We start from the raw sequence: 20,137 nt of genomic DNA, 5'->3' as shown, positions 1-20,137 counted from the left end.
GGCATAGGGCTATTAACAAATAAACATATTATGCTCACAATCTCATTATTCTTAGCCTTGCTGATTCTCTGCTGGGTAGTTTACAAATCCATCGACTGGTTCGAAAAAATCTAAAAATTATGATCGCATTATTCATTATCGCAGTCGCCGTTTTCATTTACATGATCTACGTGCTGATTAAACCTGAAAAATTTTAATTGAACGCCATGAACACAGAATTACTAGGAGTCATAGCCACTTACGGGCTCACGCTCTTGATCGCTATTCCGCTGGGGAAGTACCTGGCAAAGGTATTTGCCGGTGAAAAAGTTTGGACAGACTTTCTTAAACCTTTTGAATCAGGAATCTATAAACTTTCGGGAATTAATCCCAAAGAGGAAATGAACTGGAAGCAGCATATGAAAGCGCTTCTTACTATAAACCTTGTGTGGTTAGTATACGGCTTTTTTATATTGATATTTCAGGATAAGCTACCTCTTAATCCGGACGGAAATCCAGGTATGACGCCTGATCTTTCCTTTAATACCATCATCAGTTTCGTAGTGAATTGCAATTTGCAGCATTATTCTGGTGAAAGTGGTGTGACTTATTTGACTCAACACGTCGTTATGATGTTTTTGATGTTCGTAAGCTGTGCAACCGGTATTGCAGCTGCGGTGGTATTTTTTAAAGCTTTCCGCGATAAGACGAGTGAGAAATTAGGAAACTTCTGGGAGTTCTTTGTGAAATCAATCACCAGGTTGTTATTGCCATTATCTCTAATTGTAGCGTTAATACTTGCATTTAATGGTACCCCGACCAGCTACGAAGCTAAAGACCAATTTATTTCGCTACAGGGAGATACAGTCAATGTATCAAGAGGACCTGCAGCTGGCATGATTGCCATTAAACACCTGGGTACAAATGGTGGTGGCTGGTTTGGTGCAAACTCAACGCATCCACTTGAAAATCCTAATTACGTTACAAACATGGTAGAGCTGATTGCGCAGGTGATTATCCCAATTGCCATGGTTATTGCTTTTGGTATCTTTATAAGGAAAAGAAAACTTGGCTGGATCATCTTTGGTGTAATGACCGTTGGAATGTTTTTACTGCTCATTCCAACTATGCGTTCAGAACTTGGTGGTAGTCCTGCCCTTGAAAAACTTGGGATTTCTCAATCCACTGGAGCGATGGAAGGTAAAGAGGTTCGCTTTGGCCCGGCTATTTCCGGATACTGGAGTACGGTTACTACTATTATTTCTACGGGATCCGTAAACAATATGCACGATAGTACCATGCCATTGACAGGTGCATGGCAACTATTAGGTATGATGGTTAATTCCTTTTACGGAGGTTGCGGTGTTGGTGTCTTAAACTACTTTATTTACCTGATCATCGCTGTATTTATATCCGGTTTGATGGTAGGAAGAACACCAGAATTCCTCGGTCATAAGGTTGAAGCACGAGAGGTGAAAATAGCAGCGATCATCACGCTTCTAAGTCCTTTCTTAATATTGGCAGGAACAGCAATCGCGAGTTACACCTTTACAAACCACGGAGACGCTGCTTGGGCAGTGCAACCGCAGAACTGGTTGAATAACCCAGGCTTCCATGGCTTTTCCGAAATGTTATACGAGGTCACTTCTTCCAATGCCAACAATGGTTCTGGATTTGAAGGATTGGGAGATAACAACGTATTCTGGAACGTACTAACAGGTTTCGTAATGCTGATTGGTCGTTTCATTCCAATCATTGGTCCTGTTGCTATCGCCGGTTTATTGGGTGCAAAGAAATACATCCCAGAATCTGCAGGGACCTTAAAAACAGATACACTTACTTTCGGTCTGATGACCTTCGCAGTAATTGTTGTCTTAAATGCACTTTCTTACTTCCCTGCTCTGGCTTTGGGTCCACTTGCAGAATATTTTACTATGCTTAAATAGAATTTTCCAGACATGAAAACTTCATCAAATAAATTATTTGAACCTGCTTTAGTGCAAACTGCACTGAAACAGTCTTTCATCAAGCTTGATCCAAGAGTGATGATTAAAAACCCGGTCATGTTTACCGTCGAGATCGGAACTTTAGTCATGGCTTATATGACCGTATACTCCATCAGCCATGAAGGTCAGGGATCACCTTTATACAATTTCTTTATATTTCTTATCCTTTTACTTACGGTGCTTTTTGCCAATTTTGCCGAAGCAATCGCCGAAGCAAGAGGTAAAGCTCAAGCGGATTCCTTGCGCAAAACCCGTGAAGAAACGCCTGCAAAAGTGATGTTGGAAAATGGTACGATTGAAACCCGTTCTTCTGCACTGTTAAAAAAAGGTGACGTATTTATCTGCGAAGCGGGTGACACGATTCCAACAGATGGTGAAATTATCGAAGGTATTGCAACCATCGATGAGTCTGCCATCACAGGAGAGTCTGCGCCGGTAATCCGTGAATCTGGGGGTGATAAATCCTCAGTAACCGGGGGTACTAAGGTGCTTTCAGATCAAATCAAGGTACAAGTTAATACCCAACCAGGTGAAAGTTTTTTAGATAAGATGATTGCATTGGTAGAAGGTGCATCCAGACAAAAGACCCCTAATGAAATCGCCTTAACAATTTTGCTCGCCAGTTTTACCTTAGTATTTATCATTGTTTGTGTAACATTAAAACCATTCGCAGACTATGCAAATACGCCTATTACAGTTGCTGCACTGATCTCTTTGTTTGTGTGTTTAATTCCCACAACCATTGGAGGACTTTTATCTGCAATTGGTATCGCTGGAATGGATAGGGCATTACGCGCAAACGTAATTACCAAGTCAGGTAAAGCTGTAGAAACTGCAGGTGATATTGACGTACTTCTTTTGGACAAAACAGGTACCATCACAATCGGTAATCGTAAAGCAACTCATTTTTATCCTGCTCCAGGAGTAAGAAGCCTGGAATTTATAGAAGCTTGTGTGATGAGCTCACTCGCTGACGAAACCCCAGAAGGTAAATCGATATTGGAACTTGCTATCGCTCAAGATTTTAAAGTAATGGAAGCTCCAGTGGAGTCAACATTCATCAAATTCACTGCTGAGACCCGTTCCAGCGGTCTGGATACAACTGATGGCAAAAGAACTCGTAAAGGTGCATTTGATTCCATCCGTAATATGGTATTGAAGGCAGGTAATCCTTTCCCAATAGAAACCGAAGATCAGGTTAAAGCAATCTCTAATAATGGAGGGACACCGCTCGTTGTTGCTGTCAACGAAAAAATCATGGGCGTAATCGAATTGCAGGATATTATCAAACCTGGTATCAGCGAACGTTTTGAGCGCCTTAGAAAGATGGGCGTAAAAACAGTGATGGTTACAGGAGACAATCCATTAACAGCTAAGTTTATCGCCGAAAAGGCAGGCGTAGATGATTTTATTGCCGAGGCTAAGCCTGAAGATAAAATGAATTACATTAAAGACGAGCAGGCATTGGGCAAACTAGTTGCTATGATGGGCGACGGTACTAATGATGCACCGGCCCTTGCACAGGCAGATGTAGGTGTAGCGATGAACAGTGGTACTCAGGCAGCCAAAGAAGCTGGTAACATGGTCGACTTAGATAATGACCCGACCAAATTGATCGAAATTGTTGAAATTGGTAAACAGCTATTGATTACACGTGGTACGCTAACTACTTTCTCCATTGCGAATGATGTGGCTAAATACTTTGCAATTGTACCAGCATTGTTTATTGCATCCATCCCTGCATTGCAGAGCCTTAATATAATGGGTTTACATAGTCCGGAAAGTGCAATTATGTCGGCCGTAATTTTCAATGCGATCATCATACCTATCCTTATCCCGCTTGCGCTGAAAGGAGTAGAATACAAACCGATCGGAGCAAGTGCACTCTTGCGCAGAAACCTTCTGATCTACGGTCTTGGGGGTGTAATTGCGCCGTTTATTGGCATTAAATTAATCGATTTACTTGTAGGCTTATTTGTATAAGCATTAAAATCAATAATCATGAAAAAGTACATCTTACAATCTATACGCTTAACTGCAGTCTTAATGGTATTGCTTTGCGTAGTATATCCACTAATTGTAGCTTTTGCCGGTGGTTTTTCCAAAGGCAATGGCGGTGGTGAAAAAATAACAAAAGACGGAAAAGTAGTTGGTTATGCGCTACTGGGTCAGTCTTTTACAAAATCAGAATATTTCTGGGGTAGACCATCTGCTGTAGGCTATAATGCTGCCGGCTCTGCCGGATCCAATAAGGGGCCTTCAAATGCAGACTATTTGAAACAGGTTTCCGACAGAATTGACACGCTTTTAAAGTACAATCCTGGTTTGCGTAAAGCAGATATACCTGCTGATATGGTAACTGCCTCAGGAAGCGGACTTGACCCTAATATTTCTGAACAAGGCGCTATTATACAAATTAAACGAATCGCTGCAGCCCGTAATGTAGACGAGAAAAAAGTAGCAGAATTAGTTGTAAAAAACACACAGGAGCCTTTGTTAGGGTTGTTTGGGCCTACATCTGTGAACGTATTGACGCTTAACCTTGCTTTAGACGAGTTAAAAAAATAGAAGGTTAAAAAACATAAATTCCGATCCGCTGCCTGATCCATTAGCGTTTGCCGACCTCAGGAACAGGCAGCTCAACGGAATCGGAATATCATATACGAATAAATAAGTACACTACTTACATGAAAAAACTATTATTACTAGCTGCTGCATTAACTACAGGATCGATTGCTTATGGCCAGGAAAAACCTAAAATTAGAGTGACAGGCTATTTGGAAACTTACTTTGGATATGATTTTAACAAGCCGACTGATAACAACAGACCGGGCTTTGTCTACTCTCATAACCGACATAATGAGATGAACCTGAACCTTGGCTTTATAAAGGGGAATTATGAGAACGGAAGAATCAGAGCAAACCTAGCGGTAATGGCAGGTACTTATGCCAATGCCAATCTTGCAGCTGAGCCCGGAGTATTAAAAAATGTTTTTGAAGCAAATGCGGGGCTAAAATTATCCAGGAACGCGAACTTATGGTTAGATGCCGGCATCTTCTCATCGCATATAGGTTTCGAAAGTGCGATCTCTAAAGACTGCTGGGTACTAACCCGTAATATTTCTTCGGAAAATACGCCTTATTATGAATCGGGCACTAAACTTACGTACGGAACTAACGATGGGAAATTTACCGTTGCCGGATTTTACTTAAACGGATGGCAAAGAATGACCCGTCAAGACGGAAATAGTCAGCCTGCGGGAGGACTGCAGTTGACCTGGAAGCCAACCGCTACAATCACCGTAAACTACAGCAATTATTTGGGTACAGAGGGTGCAGATTCGGTTCGTGTGCAAAGATTTTATCACAATGTATACGGGATCTTTCAACTAACTGAGAAGTTTGGAGTTACAGTTGGATTCGACTATGGTACCCAGGAAAAGGAAAAAGGCAGCAATGAAATTAATGTGGTATTGTCCCCAGTGGCTATTGCTCAATATAAAATTTCTGGAAATTGGGCTGTTGCCGGAAGAGTAGAATATTATGAAGATAAGAATGGTGTCTTTATATCAACTGGCACCGCTAATGGATTTAAAACTACAGGGTATTCTTTAAACCTTGATTACGCTCCAATTAGTAACGCAGTTATTAGGTTGGAAGGTAAATTATATGATAGTAAGGATAGGATATTTACGAGAGATTTGAACGCTGTTAATCATAACGCAGCACTTACAGCAAGTTTTGCAGTCTCATTTTAAAACGACAACAATGGCACCGGAGTTCTTTAAAAATCCGCTTGCAAAATTACTCCTGTGAACATTCATAGGAGTAATTGTTGCTATAATTTGGTATCTAAATAAAGAATGTTATATCTATTTAAAATGGTAACGTTATACAATGGAAGATGAAAATAAATCTGGCTCAGTAAAGAAATTCCTAGAATTGGTAAAAAAATCAAGGAGGGGGAAGTTCAAGGTCTACATTGGTATGAGTGCTGGAGTTGGGAAAACTTATCGAATGCTCCAGGAAGCCCATGCCTTGAGAAAAAACGGCATAGACATAAGAATTGGTTATATCGAGACGCACAATAGGGCCGAGACACATGCACTACTAGATGGGATCAATACCATACCAAGACGTAAAATTTTCTACAAAGGAAAAGAGCTGGAGGAAATGGATGTCAATGCCATTATAAATATTCACCCTGAAGTAGTGATTGTGGATGAATTGGCTCATAGTAATGTGGAGGGAAGTAAGAACGCGAAACGTTGGCAGGATGTTTCTGATATCCTGGAAGCCGGCATCAGTGTCATTTCCGCAGTAAATATTCAGCATCTGGAAAGTATGAATGAGGAAATTGAGACCATCACTGGAATACCAATAACCGAACGCATCCCTGATAAAATATTGGAATCTGCGGATGAGATTGTAAATATAGATTTGACAGCTGATGAGCTTATTGAACGCTTAAAAGCCGGGAAGATTTACGATCAGACAAAAATCGAAAGGGCATTGAATAACTTTTTTCAACCTGAACGGATACTTCAATTGAGAGAACTGGCATTGAAAGAAGTAGCCCATCATTTGGAAAGGAAGATCAATATTGAAGTACCAAAACAGATAAAACTTCGCCCGGAGAAGTTTATGGCCTGTATTTCTACCAATCACCAGACTGCTAAGATTATCATTCGTAAAACTGCAAGACTAGCGTCCTACTATCGCTCTCCATGGATTGTACTTTATGTACAGCGAAGTGCTGAAAATGGAGATCGGATAAAGCTTGATTTGCAGCGGCATTTAATCAATAACTTAAAGCTAGCCACTGAACTAGGAGGGGAAGTGCTCAAGATTAAAAGCGATGATATAACAGAAACGATTACCAGAGTTGCTGCTGAAAAAGAGATTACTACAATTTGCATTGGTAAGCCACATTTGAACTTATTCCAGGTTATCATGCGGACAGCTATATTCAGTAAATTATTAAAAAGTATTGCCGACACAGAGACCGATCTTGTGATTCTGTCTTAAACCTTATTATGTAAATTTCAATAGAAATGAAAATAAAAACAAAATTACGCCTGGGCTTCGGGTTCCTATTTCTGGTAATCCTGGTTTTTGGAGGAATGTCCATGTTCTTTATGAATCGGATTTCTGAAAGTGCGAAGGTAGTATTGAAGGATAATTATAAGAGCTTAAAATTCAGCGGAAAAATGAGATCTATCTTGGAAGACCACAGTCTTCCCTTGTCTCCCGCAATCAATAAAGAGTTTGTTTCACAACTGATGCTCGAAGAAAAAAACATCACCGAGCTTGGTGAAGCAAAAGCTGTAGAAATGCTTAAAAACGCTTACCTGCAGTTTTCCAATCCATCCAGCAGTCGGGCAGAAGTTCAATTGGCGCTGAATAACGCACGCCAGCTACTCAGATCTATCGATGATTTGAATATGAATGCTATTGTAAGAAAGAACGATGCTGCACAGCGTGGTGTTAAACAGGCTGCCACCTATCTTATTTTTGCCGCTTCAATGTCTTTCCTGATCCTGTTTTCGTTTGTTATAAACTTCCCAGGATTCGTTGCTAATCCATTAAGGGAGTTTTCCGCTGCTCTTAAGGAAATTAGCCGTAAGAATTATAAGCAGCGCCTGGAATTTAACGGTAGTGACGAGTTTTCCGAACTTGCGGAAGAATTTAATTTGATGACTGCTCAATTAAATAAATGGGAAAACAGTAACCTGGCAAAACTTCAATCGGAAAAATTAAGGATAGAGGCTATTATTGAGCAAATGCAGGATGCGATCATCGGGTTAAATGAAAAAAATGAAGTATTGTTTATGAATACCGTTGCAGCACAGCTACTCAATTTAAATGAAAAAGAAGTGCTAGGTGCAAACGCGCGTGAGCTGATGAAGAAAAATGACCTCCTCAACAAGATATTGCAGATCAATAGTACTGACAAGCCAATGAAAATTTACGCAGACAGTAAAGAATCTTACTTTCAGCTTGAGCGTAGAGAGATTACGGTACCGGTTTGGGAAGACCAACAAGATTTAGTAATCAAAGCCAGCAGGAAAACCGCAGGAGAGGTCTATATTCTTAAAAATATTACTAAGTACAAAGAACTCGATGAAGCAAAGACAAATTTCATCGCTACCGTTTCTCATGAGTTAAAAACACCCATATCTTCTATAAAAATGAGTTTAAAATTAATGGATGATGAACGTGTCGGCAGCATGAATCCTGAGCAGAAGGAACTTGTTCAGCATATGAAAGAGGATTGTGGCCGGCTTTTAAAGATTACCAGCGAATTACTTGATCTGGCGCAAGTTGAAACTGGAAATCTTCAATTGAATTTTGTGAAGTCTGATCCTCGTAAAATAGCGATCTATGCTATGGATGCCGTTAGGTTTCAGGCGGAGCAGAAAGAAGTAGAACTTGAACTTATCTCCAAAAATGACTTGCCTAAAGTAAACGTAGATACTGAAAAAACGGCTTGGGTCTTGGTCAATTTTCTTTCGAATGCCCTTCGATATAGTCCTCAAAAATCCAGAGTGGTTATTCAAATTATAGAATCAGGAAATAACATTGAATTCTCAGTCCGTGATTTTGGAAAAGGGATAGATGAACAATATCAGAAGCGTTTGTTTGACCGGTATTTTCAAGTACCTACTGATGGCAATAATAAATCGGGATCGGGACTCGGTCTCGCCATTTCCAAAGATTTTATTAATGCACAAGGTGGGAAAATTTGGGTAGAAAGTGCTATAGGTGAGGGAAGCAGATTTTGTTTTCTGCTTCCCGTTGTAAGTTGAGTTTTGTAGTTCGTTCATTGAGCTGTTTAGCGCTATTACAGCAGTTCTAAAGTGTTTCTTTTCTACCAGGAATGGGATAATTAACCTTTCGTAAAGTGAAGCAAACGTTTTTAATAAAACTAGCAGATAATCGATGTTTACAGATCATTTAGAGGGTATTGCAATAGATTTGGCAAGTCGGGGTAGGTAATTTGTCACCGATGATCCTATGGAAAATTCTGCATCATCATCTCCGAAAAATGAAATAGCCTATAAAATCGTCTCCGCCAATACGCTGTTTAGAATGAAAATGTGTTGGTTCTTAAGATGACTAGAAATTAACTTTAAGCGCTTCTATAATTCAGTAATAGAATCGCTTAAAGTTCTTTAATTGGAGCTTAATATTACCGGAGTTTTGCTATTCCCCATAATTATAATCTTCGTATTTTGTGAAAGTGCAATGTCCTTTTGAGCAAGAATAGACTCGTATTGAAGCTGCTTATCGCTGAGGCCTGTAGAAAGTATGCGTTGGTAGTCTGCAATACCCTGAGCTTCTATACGCTTACGCTCTGCCAATTGCCTTTCTTTCTGAAGCACAAATTGCATTTTCTGGGCGTCTTGTTCTGCATTAATCTTGGATTCAATAGCTTTCCTTACCGATTCTGGAAGGGTGACATTCCTAACAAGCAGTTGTTCTAATTTCAATCCGCGTTTAGCAAAGCTTAAGTCGATAGCAGCAAATATTTTGTTCTGAAATTCCTGACGCTTAGTAGAATACAGTGCTACAGCCTCATAAGACACTGCATTGTCCCGTATAGCAGTTCGGGCTATCGGACGGACGATTTTGTCAAGGTAATCATCGCCAATTTCCTTCAGGATTCGTGGTGCATCTTTCGGCTTAACACTGAACAATACCGACAAGTCAATGGTAACTTCCAGCCCATCGGATGTAAGGATCCTTATGGCATCGTCGCCAACCTTATTTCCTTCATCATGGATCGCAGACATGGTGTAATTTTGGGTTTTAACATCAAAAGTTGTCACCTCAACTAATGGATTGATTACATTCAACCCACTGTAAAGCACCTCATTATCAACCTTGCCGTAAAGAGTTTTGACACCGACTTGGCCCGCGTCGATGACTTTAAACATGGAAAGGGCAGTACCTAATAGCATAAATAAAATTCCAGTTATGCGTATAACAACGCTGTAACTTGTTAAGGGGCTATCGCCTTTGGCAATAAAAAAGCTTACAATAGTGATTAGTAGGCCCAGGATAATGAGAAACATATATTTCGGTTTAAGTAATTTAGATAGTATTGCAAAGTGCATGCCCCAAAAAATAACTTGGTAAAAAGAACTGTTTGACGGCTTTAAAATAATGTTTTATTTTTCCCATTAGTATTTTAGATAAGTTAAAGCTACCAAAATGAAGCGGTAATTGTCATTTTGGTAGGGTTCGATAATTTGGACTGGCAACGCTAAAAGATCAATGATGTCTGGAACAGAAGGTGTTTTTTAACTCCGACTTGATTAAAAATGAATTACTTTAGCATTGATAAATGGAAACAGGAAATCCTCTGATTTTAATAGTAAGACTGGACGAAAAGAGTCAGCAATTTTTTAATGAGATGAGGAGTCGGTACTTCCTTCCTGAACTTAATCTTTTGAAAGCGCATCTTACGTTGTTTCATCAGTTGCCTTTCAGTTTAGAAACCTTTAGAATTTTATTGACATTGAATGGAAGCCCTTTAAAATAAAAACAATTAGGCTAATCAATCTCGGTGCGGGGGTGGCGTATAAATTGGAAAGTTTTGAACTTGAAAACCTTCGATAACAACTTTGCCAAGCTTTTGAAAACCACCTTATTCCTCAGGATAAACACAGATTTAAAGTTCATATTACAGTGCAAAACAAGACTACTCCAGAGCGGGCAAGGGAACTTCTGAAGGTACTGTTGGCAAGCTTCGAGGCATTTACAATAACTGCTGAGGGGCATGGATGTGTGGGAATACCTTGGAGGTCCATGGCAACATCAATCACACTATAAATTTGTTTCAAATGACTATCATGATAAGTAGAAGTAAAACATTGCTTTAACAATCTGGCTCATCGCCCTTTTACCGGTTATCCAATCGGAAATACTTTCTCTGTCAACGCCTGTTTCGAAGGCGATTTGTTTAATGCGGACTCCTTTTTCCTTCATTTTCTTATTAAGCCAAGCGGGATTAACTACTGAAGTTGGGGTAGGAAGGTAGGGGACAGGCTCTACGTCAATGTTGAACCCCGAAAGGATCTTTTCAAAGATTTCCAGCGTGCGTTTTACGAGTGTAGCCTGGTTGGCATATTTGCCTGAGCGAGTTTCAGACTGTGCAGTTTCAATCGAAATATTCGTTTCATCAACGCTAAGGATGCGAAATTCAATATTTGATTGACTTTTAAGTATTGCCGCAGCTTTATCTAATTGTTCCAGTTTATCAGAGTCAAGATTATCAATTAGTGTTTCTATGCCTAGTATTATGCTCATAAGTTTGCTCCGGGATTTGTAAATTCTTAACAAGGCTTCAGCCTGTTGTGCTTATCAATTGGATATTTACACTATCGTCATTTCATAAATCTATTTTATTATGTTGCTTTGATGATGTTTAAATGTAATACTTTTTAACGTTGATGGTTAATGTCTGAGTCCGAATTAGTTTATTGAAATCTTAAATTTAACACCCGATTCTCTAATTTTAATTGGCCAATTTTTGGGGAGGGGGTCAAACTACTTAAGCAATGGGTCAGTATCTGATTCTAATATCGCATTTTTAGTATTTATTTTTGTACATTTTGACAAAATGATACGCCCCAAATGAAGATCAAACTAAAAAACCTCCTAATTTGCGCTGAACTCGCCTCGACCTATCTCCTTTTTTCAAGCCAAAGTTCTGTAAAGCCAAATACGCCGCCTAATATCATTATTATATTAACAGACGATATGGGATATGGCGATGTGAGTACATTTGGGGGCAAGTTTGTGAAAACCCCTAACATTGATAGGATTGCATCTAAGGGATTGAAATTTACCCAATACTATTGTGGTGCTCCAATCTGTTCGCCCTCCAGAGCCCGATCCCGCGCTTACCGCTACCAATTGGATCTGGTCTGATAAAGACAGTATCAAGAGATGGGATAGAGCAAGGTATTTTGTAGATAAAACCCTTGATTTTATGAAACGTCACAAAGGGAAGCCTTGTTTTGTAAACCTCTGGTCTGATGATGTTCACACACCATGGGTGCCTAGAAGTGAAACAGAATTTAATGGAAAATTCCCAATGAATCCGGAGGAGGAGACAGCTTTTAAAGGGGTGCTTGAAGAATACGATGTTCAAATCGGGCGCTTACTAGACGGGCTTCAGGAAATGGGACTATCAGAGAATACCATCATCATTTTTACTAGCGATAATGGTCCGGCACCAAGTTTTCGAGGTAGTAGGAGTGGAGGGTTTCGCGGGGCGAAAGCATCTTTATATGAAGGTGGAATCCGCATGCCCTTCCTAGTGAGCTGGCCGGGACATATTCCAGCTGGTAAAATTGATGATCGTTCCGTGTTGCATACTACGGACTTACTGCCTTCTCTCGCTAAGATCGCTGGTATCACGCTCCCCAAAAATTATAGCGGTGATGGTCTTGACCAATCTGAATTGTTGCTTGGCAAACCTGCTTCAAGAAATAGAGATCTTTACTGGGAGTATGGTAGAAATGATATTGCATATAATTTTCCCAAGGGAAGGGATCGAAGCCCAAGATTGGCGATCAGATCGGGCGACTGGAAACTTTTGATGGATAGCGATAAAAGTAAAATTGAGCTTTATAATATTGTAAAGGATTCGAAGGAAACGAATAACCTCATGACTACTGAACCAAAGATGACAGCGCAATTGAGTGAAAAATTGATTGTCTGGTGGCGATCAATCCCAAAGCTTGGTGCTTAAATTTAATTACTATCTTAACAAAACTATTGCGCTCACTGCATGTTAGTTCCGGCAGAAAACAAATAATGTCTAAAATGAAAATAAAACTCAGTTGTTTGCCCTCTTTGCTGCTTGTAATAGCCTTCCAACAGTCTGGCTACACGCAAAGTAAAGAGGTTATCAGTAAAGATGGAGCCCTGGTTTATCAATCCAATTGTGCGGGTTGTCATGGCAAACAATTGGAAGGTGCATCGGCACCTTCACTCCTCAGTAAGGAGCTTAAACATGGAGGAGACCGCAATTCTATAATCAGCAGTATACGCAACGGCATTCCTGGGACTGAAATGATCAAATGGTCTGGGGTTATCACAGACAAGCAAATTGATGCAGTTACTGACTATATTTTGGCAGTGAGGAAGTCGCCTGACCTTGCTAAAACGAAAACGGAGAAGCCGCTGCAAGTTCAAACTAAACACTATAAGCTTAAGATCGAAAGATTAATAACTCAAGGGATAGAGCGGCCATGGGGAATCGCTTTTGTAGATTCAAAAAAGGCTTTAATTACAGGTAACAAAGGAGAATTACGCTGGATGCTGAATGGAAAATTGGATACCCAAAAGGTTGATGGAATCCCAAAGTCGTACGCGTCTGATCAGGTGGGGGGTATGTTAGATGTAATTATTGATCCCGATTATGCTAAAAATGGATGGGTGTACCTTGCATATAGTCATAACCCTGCGAACAGTCCAGACAAGCGAACGCCCGGAATGACTAAAATTGTTCGGGGAAAAGTAAAAGACCACCGTTGGCTGGAAGAACAAGTGTTGTTTCAGGTAAATGATTCCTTATTAGTTAAAGGGGGATCACGCTGGGGATGTCGCTTCCTATTTGATAAGGCAGGCTACCTTTATTTTACAATTGGCGACATGGATCGGGCTAAAGATGCACAGATTCTTTCCAGACCCGCCGGGAAAATTTATAGGATTAATAAAGACGGAACGATACCAAAAGACAACCCTTTTTACGGTCAGCCCGGTGTTTTAGAAGGGATTTATAGTTACGGAAATCGAAATGTTCAGGGCATCGCCCAGCATCCCTTAACAGGCGTCATTTATGGGACTGAACACGGTCCGCAGGGAGGCGACGAGCTAAACATCATTAAAAAAGGTGCAAATTATGGCTGGCCAGTGATCACGTATGGTATTGATTACAATGGCAGTAAGGTTTCTGATTTGACTCAAAAAGAAGGAATGGAGCAACCAATCACTTATTGGACACCATCAATTGCCGTTAGTGCGATTGCATTCACCGGAGGAAAGTTGTTTCCTAAATGGCAGAATAACCTGCTGGTAGGAGCCCTTAAGTTTGAAGAGCTGAGGAGATTGGTGGTTGAGGGCGATCAAGTCAAAGAACAGGAGATTTTGCTGAAAGGCTATGGTCGGGTAAGGGATGTTTGTATGGGACCGGATGGTGCGTTATACGTACTAACCAATTCGCCTGATGCCGTTTTAAGGATTAAGCCTGAATAAATACACGCTTACTAATAAAAATGCGCTTCTTAGGATATTGTATCTAGGTTATTCAACTTAATATTGATCATCGCCTAGGCTTAAAGAGGTATGAAAGCGGGATTGGAGCTAGTTACTAGCACAAATGGGGGGTGTTATCCCAACGAGCTTGCTCTGAGTTCCCTCCGAGTTCCCAATGAGCCCATACGCAGGTTGGTTTTGTTTTGTCTTCGTCTTCCATTGGTTTCAACAGAATATCCTTAATCCCATCTCTGTAACATAAAGTGGCTGCTCATAGTTAAGGGGCAGTTTAGAGTGATTGAAGCTCGTACTATGAAACTATTTGCACTCGGATGTGTTTTACTATCAGGATGAAGCACCTTAAAATGCAGGATTTACCAACAAAAAATTGTCTATTCTGCCAGTGTCTTTTTGCGTAGCGAAAAAAATGGAAAGAGAATTGGGAACAGGTTCGTTATTGTAGTAAAAAGTGAAGCTCCGCCAAAGTCAGTTAAAAGAAAGCTTATGAAAACCAAGTATCATCAACTCAAAAATATAATTGTAATAATTTTATCGGTCTTTACATTGAACAGCTGTTCTGGAGATAAAAACCCCGCGGAAGAACCTGAAACGCCATCTCCAGGTACCCAAACTGCTCCTGTAGAAACGATGCCTCCTAACGCCAATTATAAGCCAGAATTTACAGGGCAAACCAGGGTTAGCGGTATCAAAACAACTACGTCCTATAGTTCAGCAATTATAACAAGCGCCCTTCAAAGTCCATGGGGAATAGCATCACTACCCGGTGGTAAATTTCTTGTGAATGAGAAAGCCGGTAAGATGCGGGTTGTAACAGCAACGGGGGCAATTGGTGAGCCAATTTCGGGTCTGCCTGCTGTTAATGCGGCCGGACAAGGTGGATTACTAGGACTATGTCTCGACCCCGAGTTTACTACTAACAGAATGGTATACTGGTCATTTTCTCAGCCATCGGCAGATGGGAATGTCACCGCGATTGCTAAAGGAAAACTATCTATTGACGAGCGAAGCCTGGAAGGTGTAACTGTAATTTACCGGGCAACTCCTGGATATTCAGGAACCAATCACTATGGTGGGAGGATATTATTTGATCGAACTGGAAACCTGATGGCAAGTACTGGAGAACGATCGGATTTAGTTACCCGTCCACAGGCACAATCATTGAATTCAGGATTGGGTAAAGTTGTTAGGATTACAAAAGACGGACAGCCCGCAGCAGGCAATCCTTTTATTGGACAGGCAGATGCTCGTCCAGAGATATATTCTTTGGGACATAGAAATCCACAGGGACTGGCCATCCATCCGGTTACCGGAGCCATCTGGCAGGCTGAGCACGGTCCGCGTGGTGGTGATGAAATCAATAAATTACAGGCGGGAGGTAATTTTGGTTGGCCGATCATCACTTACGGAATAGAATATAGTGGTGAGCGGGTTGGAGAGGGTATTCAACAGCGTAGCGGATTGCAACAACCGGCGTATTATTGGGATCCAGTAGTCTCACCGAGCGGAATGACTTTTTACAGCGGCAACCGTGTGTCTGAGTGGCAGAATAATCTCTTTATAGGCGCTCTTAGTGGAATGCATATTATTCGCCTGGCATTCGAAAATGATAAGGTTGTGGGGGAGGAGAGATTGCTTGCAAGCGAGCGCCAACGCTTTAGGGATATCACTCAAGGAACTGATGGCGCCTTGTATGCCATTACAGATCAGGGTCGATTATACAGGATGGATAAAAAATAACTCGAATGGCAACTTTAGTTTAAAACATTCTCGCTCCTTGTTTAGCGTTTTTTTGAATCAATGATTAATTGGAATTTTGTTTACCGATAACGTTCTTCTTTTCCAATTTCCTGAGCTAGTGAAGGGTTGTATTCTATCAATTCAAAACCTTTTTCATTGTCAGCAAGCCACTTATGCCTAAAAGGTCATAGAGCTAAGCTTTATGGACAACGGCCTAGGTATAGATTTGAAATGGCATGGGAACAATATATTTAAATTAGATAAAGTATTTCACCGGGGGTTTGATAGTAAAGGGGTTGGGCTTTTTATGACTAAGAATTAACTAGAAACATTTGTGGGGCCATAACTGTTAATTGCCAGCCAGACATTTGGACAAAGTTTAAAATTATTTTATGATGAAGAAGATCGCTTTAGTTAGTGTTATTGATGATGACAGGTTTTTTCAGTTTTCAACCAGAAAAATTGTAGAGGCTACCAATTTGGTAGAAAATTTGATTGAATTTTCTGATGGGGAAATTGCAATTCAATACTTTTTAGCGCATAAGGATGAAGAAGCGAAGTTGCCGGATCTTGTGTTTCTGGACTTAAATATGCCCTACATGGATGGATGGCAATTTCTAGACGAATTCACCACTAATACCTTTAAAAAGGAATTGATTACGATCTACATTTCCACTTCTTCCGACAGTAAATATGATCGTGATAAATTTCTAACTTATCCCAAATTAAAGGGATATCTGATCAAGCCCATATCAAAGTCACAGTTCCAGGAAGTTCTGGAGGCGGAGTTGGGATTAGTCTAAGGAATCTTAATATTTAACATTGATGGGAAATAGATCCGGTTCAGCTAAATCCAGAATTTCTACATTATTTTCCTTTAATTTCGAGCAATAATTTCTTGATATGTCTGTGTTAAATGATTTTCTTAAAAATAAGACACGAATGCTGTTTGGCATTATTACAACCCTGATTGTTGGTTTCATCAGCCTGAGTTATTTTGTACTAATTACTCCGCCATCTTATGTTGATATGCACATCTCTGAGGAGATTCAGGAGCGGCACAACGGGACACTTGAAGTTATAATGAAATTGGTCAGTTGGTTTGGAAACTTGCCGCAATCTCTAATCATTGTAATCTTTGCAGCCATCCTCTTTTTCTTATTCAAGTTAAAAAGGGAAGCCATTTTCACGCTATTAACCTTACTATCAGGAGTTTTTAGTTCATCGCTTAAACTACTTATTGGGAGACCTCGCCCAACTGAGAATCTAGTGAGGATTATCGAAAAGGCAAAACAACAAAGCTATCCAAGCGGTCACACTCTTTTTTACACGGTTTTTTTTGGCTTTCTGATCATAGCCATGGGTAACTTAAAGCATGTAAATAAAGTGCTTAAGTTTGCAGTCATATCGTTTTCGGCAGGAATGATTTTTTTGATCCCGATATCAAGGGTTTATCTGGGCGCGCATTGGTTCACCGACGTCTTAGGAGGTTTCATATTAGGTATTGTTTATCTGTTCATCCTCGGGTATATTTACCTTGGTTTAAAAAACCCTACACAATGAGATTCATAAAAGGTAACAAAATTCAGAATTTCTTCATACTTCAATTTTAACTTACCATAAAAACATGAAAATTATGAAAAAAGCAATCATTCTTGTGGTAGGGTTAGTAAGTTATGTTTCCTTGGTCGAAGCCCAAAAGTTACCGCTCTCGAGAGTGCCTGTAGCAGTGAAGAATAAATTTTCCGGTCAACATCCGGAAGTGAAGGACGTGAATTGGGAGAAAGAGAAAGGTGCTTATGAAGCTGTATTCAAGCTAAATGGAAGAAAAATGTCTGAAAATTATGCCGCTTCCGGTAATCTTCTTGAGTCTGAGAAAGGACTTGCCATTACAGAACTGCCCAAATCAGTGCTTGACTTTCTTGCCATTCATCACAAAGGTTTGAAAGTCAAAGAGGCCGCAAAAATTACAAAAGCCAATGGACAGATACAGTATGAAGCAGAAATCGGAGGTAAGGATTTTCTGTTTGACGAGAAAGGAAATCCTATCAACTAGCCTCAAGCTGCTCAACTGAAATCCAGATTTTCTACGTAGTTTACAAAAGTTTTGATCAAAATTACTATTATGTATCGTAAATTGTTTTGGTTCTGCCTTATTGGGTCTTATTTGTCAATCATTGCCCCCACTAGGGCTCAGGTAAAGGATACCGCCGCCTTTCATCCCAAGGTCTCGTCTTTTATTATTCCAGCTGCACTAATAGGATATGGTGCGGTATCCCTGGCAGGAAACAATGTAATCCGGGAGTTAGACAGGACCACCAAAGAGGAACTCCAGGAAGACCATCCATTATTTGCTTCCCATGTCGACGATTATCTTCAATTTGTTCCTGCTGTTGCAGTATATGGGCTGAATCTGGCAGGCATCAAGGGAAGGCACAATTTGGGGGATGCCACTGGTTTTTTTCTTGTATCTGAAGTTATTATGAACGGAACAGTACATGTACTAAAAACTATCACCAATCGTGAGCGGCCTGATCATTCTGGCTTCAATTCCTTTCCCTCCGGACACACAGCCAACGCTTTCGCTACTGCTGAATTTTTGAATCAAGAATATAAGGACTTATCGCCCTGGTATGGGTATGCAGGCTACACGGTGGCAACAGCAACTGGGATTTTTAGAATGTACAACAATAGGCATTGGCTAAGCGACGTTGTCGCTGGCGCCGGGTTTGGAATCCTATCCACAAAACTTGCATACATTATTTACCCTAAGCTGAAACGGCTTGTGGTAGGCAAGGGTAATATGAATTATAACTTGATGCCCACTTATCAGGGTAATCATTTTGGATTTTCTTTAAATGGGGCATTTTAAATTTAAATTATTTGTCATATTCCTTCTTTGGGCTTTGAATTTACCGGCAATAGCGCAACAAACCCTACCAGAGAAAACATTGGATTATTTTATAGACAAAGGGTTGAAGGCTAGTCCACTTCTTAAGGACTATACCAATCAACTCAGAATAGCAGAAATCGACAGTCTGAGGCTTGTTGCAGGACTTGGACCACAACTCATTGCCAGTTCAAGTGCTGTCTATGCGCCCAGGATACACGGATATGGGTTTGACGAGGTTATTACCAATGGACAGAATTTGGATGCCCTGCTTACGCTGAATTATACTATCACAGGAAAAGCCAGGAGATCGAACCAGTTTCAAGCAATACGTTTGCAGCGCGACTCAATCAACTATGCCAACAAATTATCCGTTCTTGACTTACAAAGGGCAATCGTTGAACAGTACATTACGGCTTATTCGAGTCAGCAGCAGGTAGCCTTTAACAAAGAAGTGTTTAAGTTGCTATCCGAAGAAGAAAAGGTATTAAAGTCTTTGACAAGGTCCAACGTATACACCCAGGTGGAATACCTCACATTTTCTGTTACTTTTAAACAACAGCAGCTTTCTTTAAAACAAGCAGAGACACAATACGAAAATGATTTGTTTAGTTTGAATTACCTCTCAGGAATTCTAGATACTAAAATAGTGCTTCTTACAGAACCGCTGTTAAAAGATAGTATGGCACTAATGCCCGTAAATAGTTTTTTTAATACCAGGTTTAAAATCGACAGTTTAAAGGCTGTAAATGAAAGTAAGGCTCTAGACCTGGATTATTATAAGCCTAAGGCAACCATCTATGTCAATGGTGGATACAATTCCTCACTGATGTTGCAGCCCTATAAAAATTTCGGAACAAGTTTAGGGTTTACACTCGCTTTACCACTTTACGATGGAGGTCAGCGTAAAATGCGACATGATCAGATCAACCTTCAATTAGAAACTACGGCACAATATCACAGGTTCTTTTCCCTGCAGCAGCAGCAGCAGTTAAGCCAGCTGAAACAACAAATAGTTGCTACTTCGGACATATCTCAGCAGATTCGGAGTCAAATTCAATTAATTCGTGGACTAATTTCCGTTGATGCCAAATTACTCCATACCGGCAATGTAAAAATTGCAGACTTTATCATTGCTATCAGCAATTACCTGTCTGCACAAAATTTATTGAAACAAAATAACATCAATCGCTGGAAACTGATCGGTCAACTTAATTACTGGAATAGATAA

At 40.3% G+C, this 20,137-nt stretch carries 19 protein-coding genes and 1 pseudogene; 18 read left to right on the top strand and 2 right to left on the bottom strand.

What is annotated here, in order from left to right:
• The first annotated feature begins 119 nt into the window (after positions 1–119).
• The 7 genes from kdpF to ACHFIZ_RS05330 all read left to right on the top strand — a co-directional run bounded on the left by kdpF (position 120) and on the right by ACHFIZ_RS05330 (position 8,794).
• A complete protein-coding gene (kdpF, locus tag ACHFIZ_RS05360; protein WP_133575248.1) occupies positions 120–197 on the top strand; it encodes a K(+)-transporting ATPase subunit F in 78 nt (25 codons plus the stop codon).
• 9 nt (positions 198–206) lie between these two features.
• On the top strand, positions 207–1,925 hold the full coding sequence (kdpA, locus tag ACHFIZ_RS05355) for a potassium-transporting ATPase subunit KdpA (protein ID WP_410883611.1): 1,719 nt from the start codon (positions 207–209) through the stop codon (positions 1,923–1,925).
• Between the two features lie 12 nt (positions 1,926–1,937).
• Positions 1,938–3,968, top strand: a complete 2,031-nt coding sequence (gene kdpB / locus ACHFIZ_RS05350) for a potassium-transporting ATPase subunit KdpB (protein ID WP_410883609.1) — start codon at positions 1,938–1,940, stop codon at positions 3,966–3,968.
• 18 nt (positions 3,969–3,986) lie between these two features.
• Positions 3,987–4,553, top strand: coding sequence for a K(+)-transporting ATPase subunit C (locus ACHFIZ_RS05345; RefSeq protein ID WP_410883607.1), 567 nt, complete (start codon positions 3,987–3,989; stop codon positions 4,551–4,553).
• A gap of 119 nt (positions 4,554–4,672) precedes the next feature.
• Positions 4,673–5,743: a porin gene (locus ACHFIZ_RS05340; RefSeq protein WP_410883605.1), complete on the top strand. Its 1,071-nt coding sequence runs from the start codon at positions 4,673–4,675 to the stop codon at positions 5,741–5,743.
• Positions 5,744–5,882: 139 nt separating this feature from the next.
• Positions 5,883–7,013 carry a sensor protein KdpD gene (locus ACHFIZ_RS05335; RefSeq protein ID WP_410883603.1) on the top strand — a complete coding sequence of 377 codons (1,131 nt, stop codon included), beginning with the start codon at positions 5,883–5,885 and terminating at the stop codon, positions 7,011–7,013.
• A gap of 26 nt (positions 7,014–7,039) precedes the next feature.
• Positions 7,040–8,794, top strand: coding sequence for an ATP-binding protein (locus ACHFIZ_RS05330; RefSeq protein WP_410883601.1), 1,755 nt, complete (start codon positions 7,040–7,042; stop codon positions 8,792–8,794).
• A 366-nt stretch (positions 8,795–9,160) separates the two neighbouring features.
• Here ACHFIZ_RS05330 and ACHFIZ_RS05325 read toward each other — a convergent pair whose 3' ends face one another.
• Complete coding sequence (locus tag ACHFIZ_RS05325; RefSeq protein WP_410883599.1) at positions 9,161–10,063, bottom strand: prohibitin family protein; 903 nt, start codon at positions 10,061–10,063, stop codon at positions 9,161–9,163.
• Between the two features lie 272 nt (positions 10,064–10,335).
• Between ACHFIZ_RS05325 and ACHFIZ_RS05320 the strand changes: the two genes are divergently transcribed.
• The gene (locus tag ACHFIZ_RS05320) at positions 10,336–10,533 is read left to right on the top strand and encodes a hypothetical protein (protein ID WP_410883597.1); all 198 of its coding nucleotides are present in this window, start codon (positions 10,336–10,338) and stop codon (positions 10,531–10,533) included.
• A gap of 308 nt (positions 10,534–10,841) precedes the next feature.
• Here ACHFIZ_RS05320 and ACHFIZ_RS05315 read toward each other — a convergent pair whose 3' ends face one another.
• Complete coding sequence (locus ACHFIZ_RS05315; protein ID WP_410883595.1) at positions 10,842–11,300, bottom strand: helix-turn-helix domain-containing protein; 459 nt, start codon at positions 11,298–11,300, stop codon at positions 10,842–10,844.
• 327 nt (positions 11,301–11,627) lie between these two features.
• Between ACHFIZ_RS05315 and ACHFIZ_RS05310 the strand changes: the two genes are divergently transcribed.
• From ACHFIZ_RS05310 to ACHFIZ_RS05265, 10 genes and pseudogenes are all read left to right on the top strand, one after another.
• Positions 11,628–11,924 (top strand): sulfatase-like hydrolase/transferase, encoded by a 297-nt coding sequence (locus tag ACHFIZ_RS05310; RefSeq protein WP_410883593.1) that lies wholly within the window; start codon positions 11,628–11,630, stop codon positions 11,922–11,924.
• A gap of 61 nt (positions 11,925–11,985) precedes the next feature.
• The gene (locus ACHFIZ_RS05305; RefSeq protein WP_410883591.1) at positions 11,986–12,750 is read left to right on the top strand and encodes a sulfatase-like hydrolase/transferase; all 765 of its coding nucleotides are present in this window, start codon (positions 11,986–11,988) and stop codon (positions 12,748–12,750) included.
• Between the two features lie 74 nt (positions 12,751–12,824).
• Positions 12,825–14,258, top strand: a complete 1,434-nt coding sequence (locus ACHFIZ_RS05300; protein WP_410883589.1) for a PQQ-dependent sugar dehydrogenase — start codon at positions 12,825–12,827, stop codon at positions 14,256–14,258.
• A gap of 419 nt (positions 14,259–14,677) precedes the next feature.
• Positions 14,678–14,731, top strand: a pseudogene (locus tag ACHFIZ_RS05295) (DUF2256 domain-containing protein); the annotation flags it as partial.
• A gap of 31 nt (positions 14,732–14,762) precedes the next feature.
• Entirely contained in the window at positions 14,763–16,016 is a 1,254-nt protein-coding gene (locus ACHFIZ_RS05290) for a PQQ-dependent sugar dehydrogenase (RefSeq protein ID WP_410883587.1), read from the top strand.
• A 392-nt stretch (positions 16,017–16,408) separates the two neighbouring features.
• Positions 16,409–16,819 carry a response regulator gene (locus ACHFIZ_RS05285; RefSeq protein ID WP_410883585.1) on the top strand — a complete coding sequence of 137 codons (411 nt, stop codon included), beginning with the start codon at positions 16,409–16,411 and terminating at the stop codon, positions 16,817–16,819.
• Between the two features lie 139 nt (positions 16,820–16,958).
• Positions 16,959–17,579, top strand: coding sequence for a phosphatase PAP2 family protein (locus tag ACHFIZ_RS05280; protein WP_410883583.1), 621 nt, complete (start codon positions 16,959–16,961; stop codon positions 17,577–17,579).
• 73 nt (positions 17,580–17,652) lie between these two features.
• Positions 17,653–18,072 carry a hypothetical protein gene (locus tag ACHFIZ_RS05275; protein WP_410883581.1) on the top strand — a complete coding sequence of 140 codons (420 nt, stop codon included), beginning with the start codon at positions 17,653–17,655 and terminating at the stop codon, positions 18,070–18,072.
• 69 nt (positions 18,073–18,141) lie between these two features.
• Positions 18,142–18,888, top strand: a complete 747-nt coding sequence (locus ACHFIZ_RS05270; RefSeq protein ID WP_410883579.1) for a phosphatase PAP2 family protein — start codon at positions 18,142–18,144, stop codon at positions 18,886–18,888.
• Positions 18,875–20,137, top strand: a complete 1,263-nt coding sequence (locus tag ACHFIZ_RS05265) for a TolC family protein (protein WP_410883577.1) — start codon at positions 18,875–18,877, stop codon at positions 20,135–20,137. The genes ACHFIZ_RS05270 and ACHFIZ_RS05265 overlap by 14 nt, the downstream gene beginning before the upstream one ends.

It is taken from the genome of Pedobacter sp. JCM 36344 (genome assembly GCF_046546555.1).
Lineage (GTDB): Bacteria > Bacteroidota > Bacteroidia > Sphingobacteriales > Sphingobacteriaceae > Pedobacter.
The sequence above is the reverse complement of the archived record's forward strand: the minus strand, read 5'-3'. Positions and strand labels throughout refer to the sequence as shown.

Coding starts and splice junctions, on each gene's coding strand:
- ACHFIZ_RS05290 (WP_410883587.1), top strand. CDS start 14,763: ATGAAAACCAAGTATCATCAACTCAAAAATATAATTGTAATAATTTTA.
- ACHFIZ_RS05280 (WP_410883583.1), top strand. CDS start 16,959: ATGCTGTTTGGCATTATTACAACCCTGATTGTTGGTTTCATCAGCCTG.
- ACHFIZ_RS05315 (WP_410883595.1), bottom strand. CDS start 11,300: ATGAGCATAATACTAGGCATAGAAACACTAATTGATAATCTTGACTCT.
- ACHFIZ_RS05310 (WP_410883593.1), top strand. CDS start 11,628: ATGAAGATCAAACTAAAAAACCTCCTAATTTGCGCTGAACTCGCCTCG.
- kdpF (WP_133575248.1), top strand. CDS start 120: ATGATCGCATTATTCATTATCGCAGTCGCCGTTTTCATTTACATGATC.
- ACHFIZ_RS05320 (WP_410883597.1), top strand. CDS start 10,336: ATGGAAACAGGAAATCCTCTGATTTTAATAGTAAGACTGGACGAAAAG.
- ACHFIZ_RS05340 (WP_410883605.1), top strand. CDS start 4,673: ATGAAAAAACTATTATTACTAGCTGCTGCATTAACTACAGGATCGATT.
- kdpA (WP_410883611.1), top strand. CDS start 207: ATGAACACAGAATTACTAGGAGTCATAGCCACTTACGGGCTCACGCTC.
- ACHFIZ_RS05305 (WP_410883591.1), top strand. CDS start 11,986: ATGAAACGTCACAAAGGGAAGCCTTGTTTTGTAAACCTCTGGTCTGAT.
- ACHFIZ_RS05300 (WP_410883589.1), top strand. CDS start 12,825: ATGAAAATAAAACTCAGTTGTTTGCCCTCTTTGCTGCTTGTAATAGCC.
- kdpB (WP_410883609.1), top strand. CDS start 1,938: ATGAAAACTTCATCAAATAAATTATTTGAACCTGCTTTAGTGCAAACT.
- ACHFIZ_RS05285 (WP_410883585.1), top strand. CDS start 16,409: ATGATGAAGAAGATCGCTTTAGTTAGTGTTATTGATGATGACAGGTTT.
- ACHFIZ_RS05265 (WP_410883577.1), top strand. CDS start 18,875: ATGGGGCATTTTAAATTTAAATTATTTGTCATATTCCTTCTTTGGGCT.
- ACHFIZ_RS05325 (WP_410883599.1), bottom strand. CDS start 10,063: ATGTTTCTCATTATCCTGGGCCTACTAATCACTATTGTAAGCTTTTTT.
- ACHFIZ_RS05335 (WP_410883603.1), top strand. CDS start 5,883: ATGGAAGATGAAAATAAATCTGGCTCAGTAAAGAAATTCCTAGAATTG.
- ACHFIZ_RS05275 (WP_410883581.1), top strand. CDS start 17,653: ATGAAAAAAGCAATCATTCTTGTGGTAGGGTTAGTAAGTTATGTTTCC.
- ACHFIZ_RS05345 (WP_410883607.1), top strand. CDS start 3,987: ATGAAAAAGTACATCTTACAATCTATACGCTTAACTGCAGTCTTAATG.
- ACHFIZ_RS05330 (WP_410883601.1), top strand. CDS start 7,040: ATGAAAATAAAAACAAAATTACGCCTGGGCTTCGGGTTCCTATTTCTG.
- ACHFIZ_RS05270 (WP_410883579.1), top strand. CDS start 18,142: ATGTATCGTAAATTGTTTTGGTTCTGCCTTATTGGGTCTTATTTGTCA.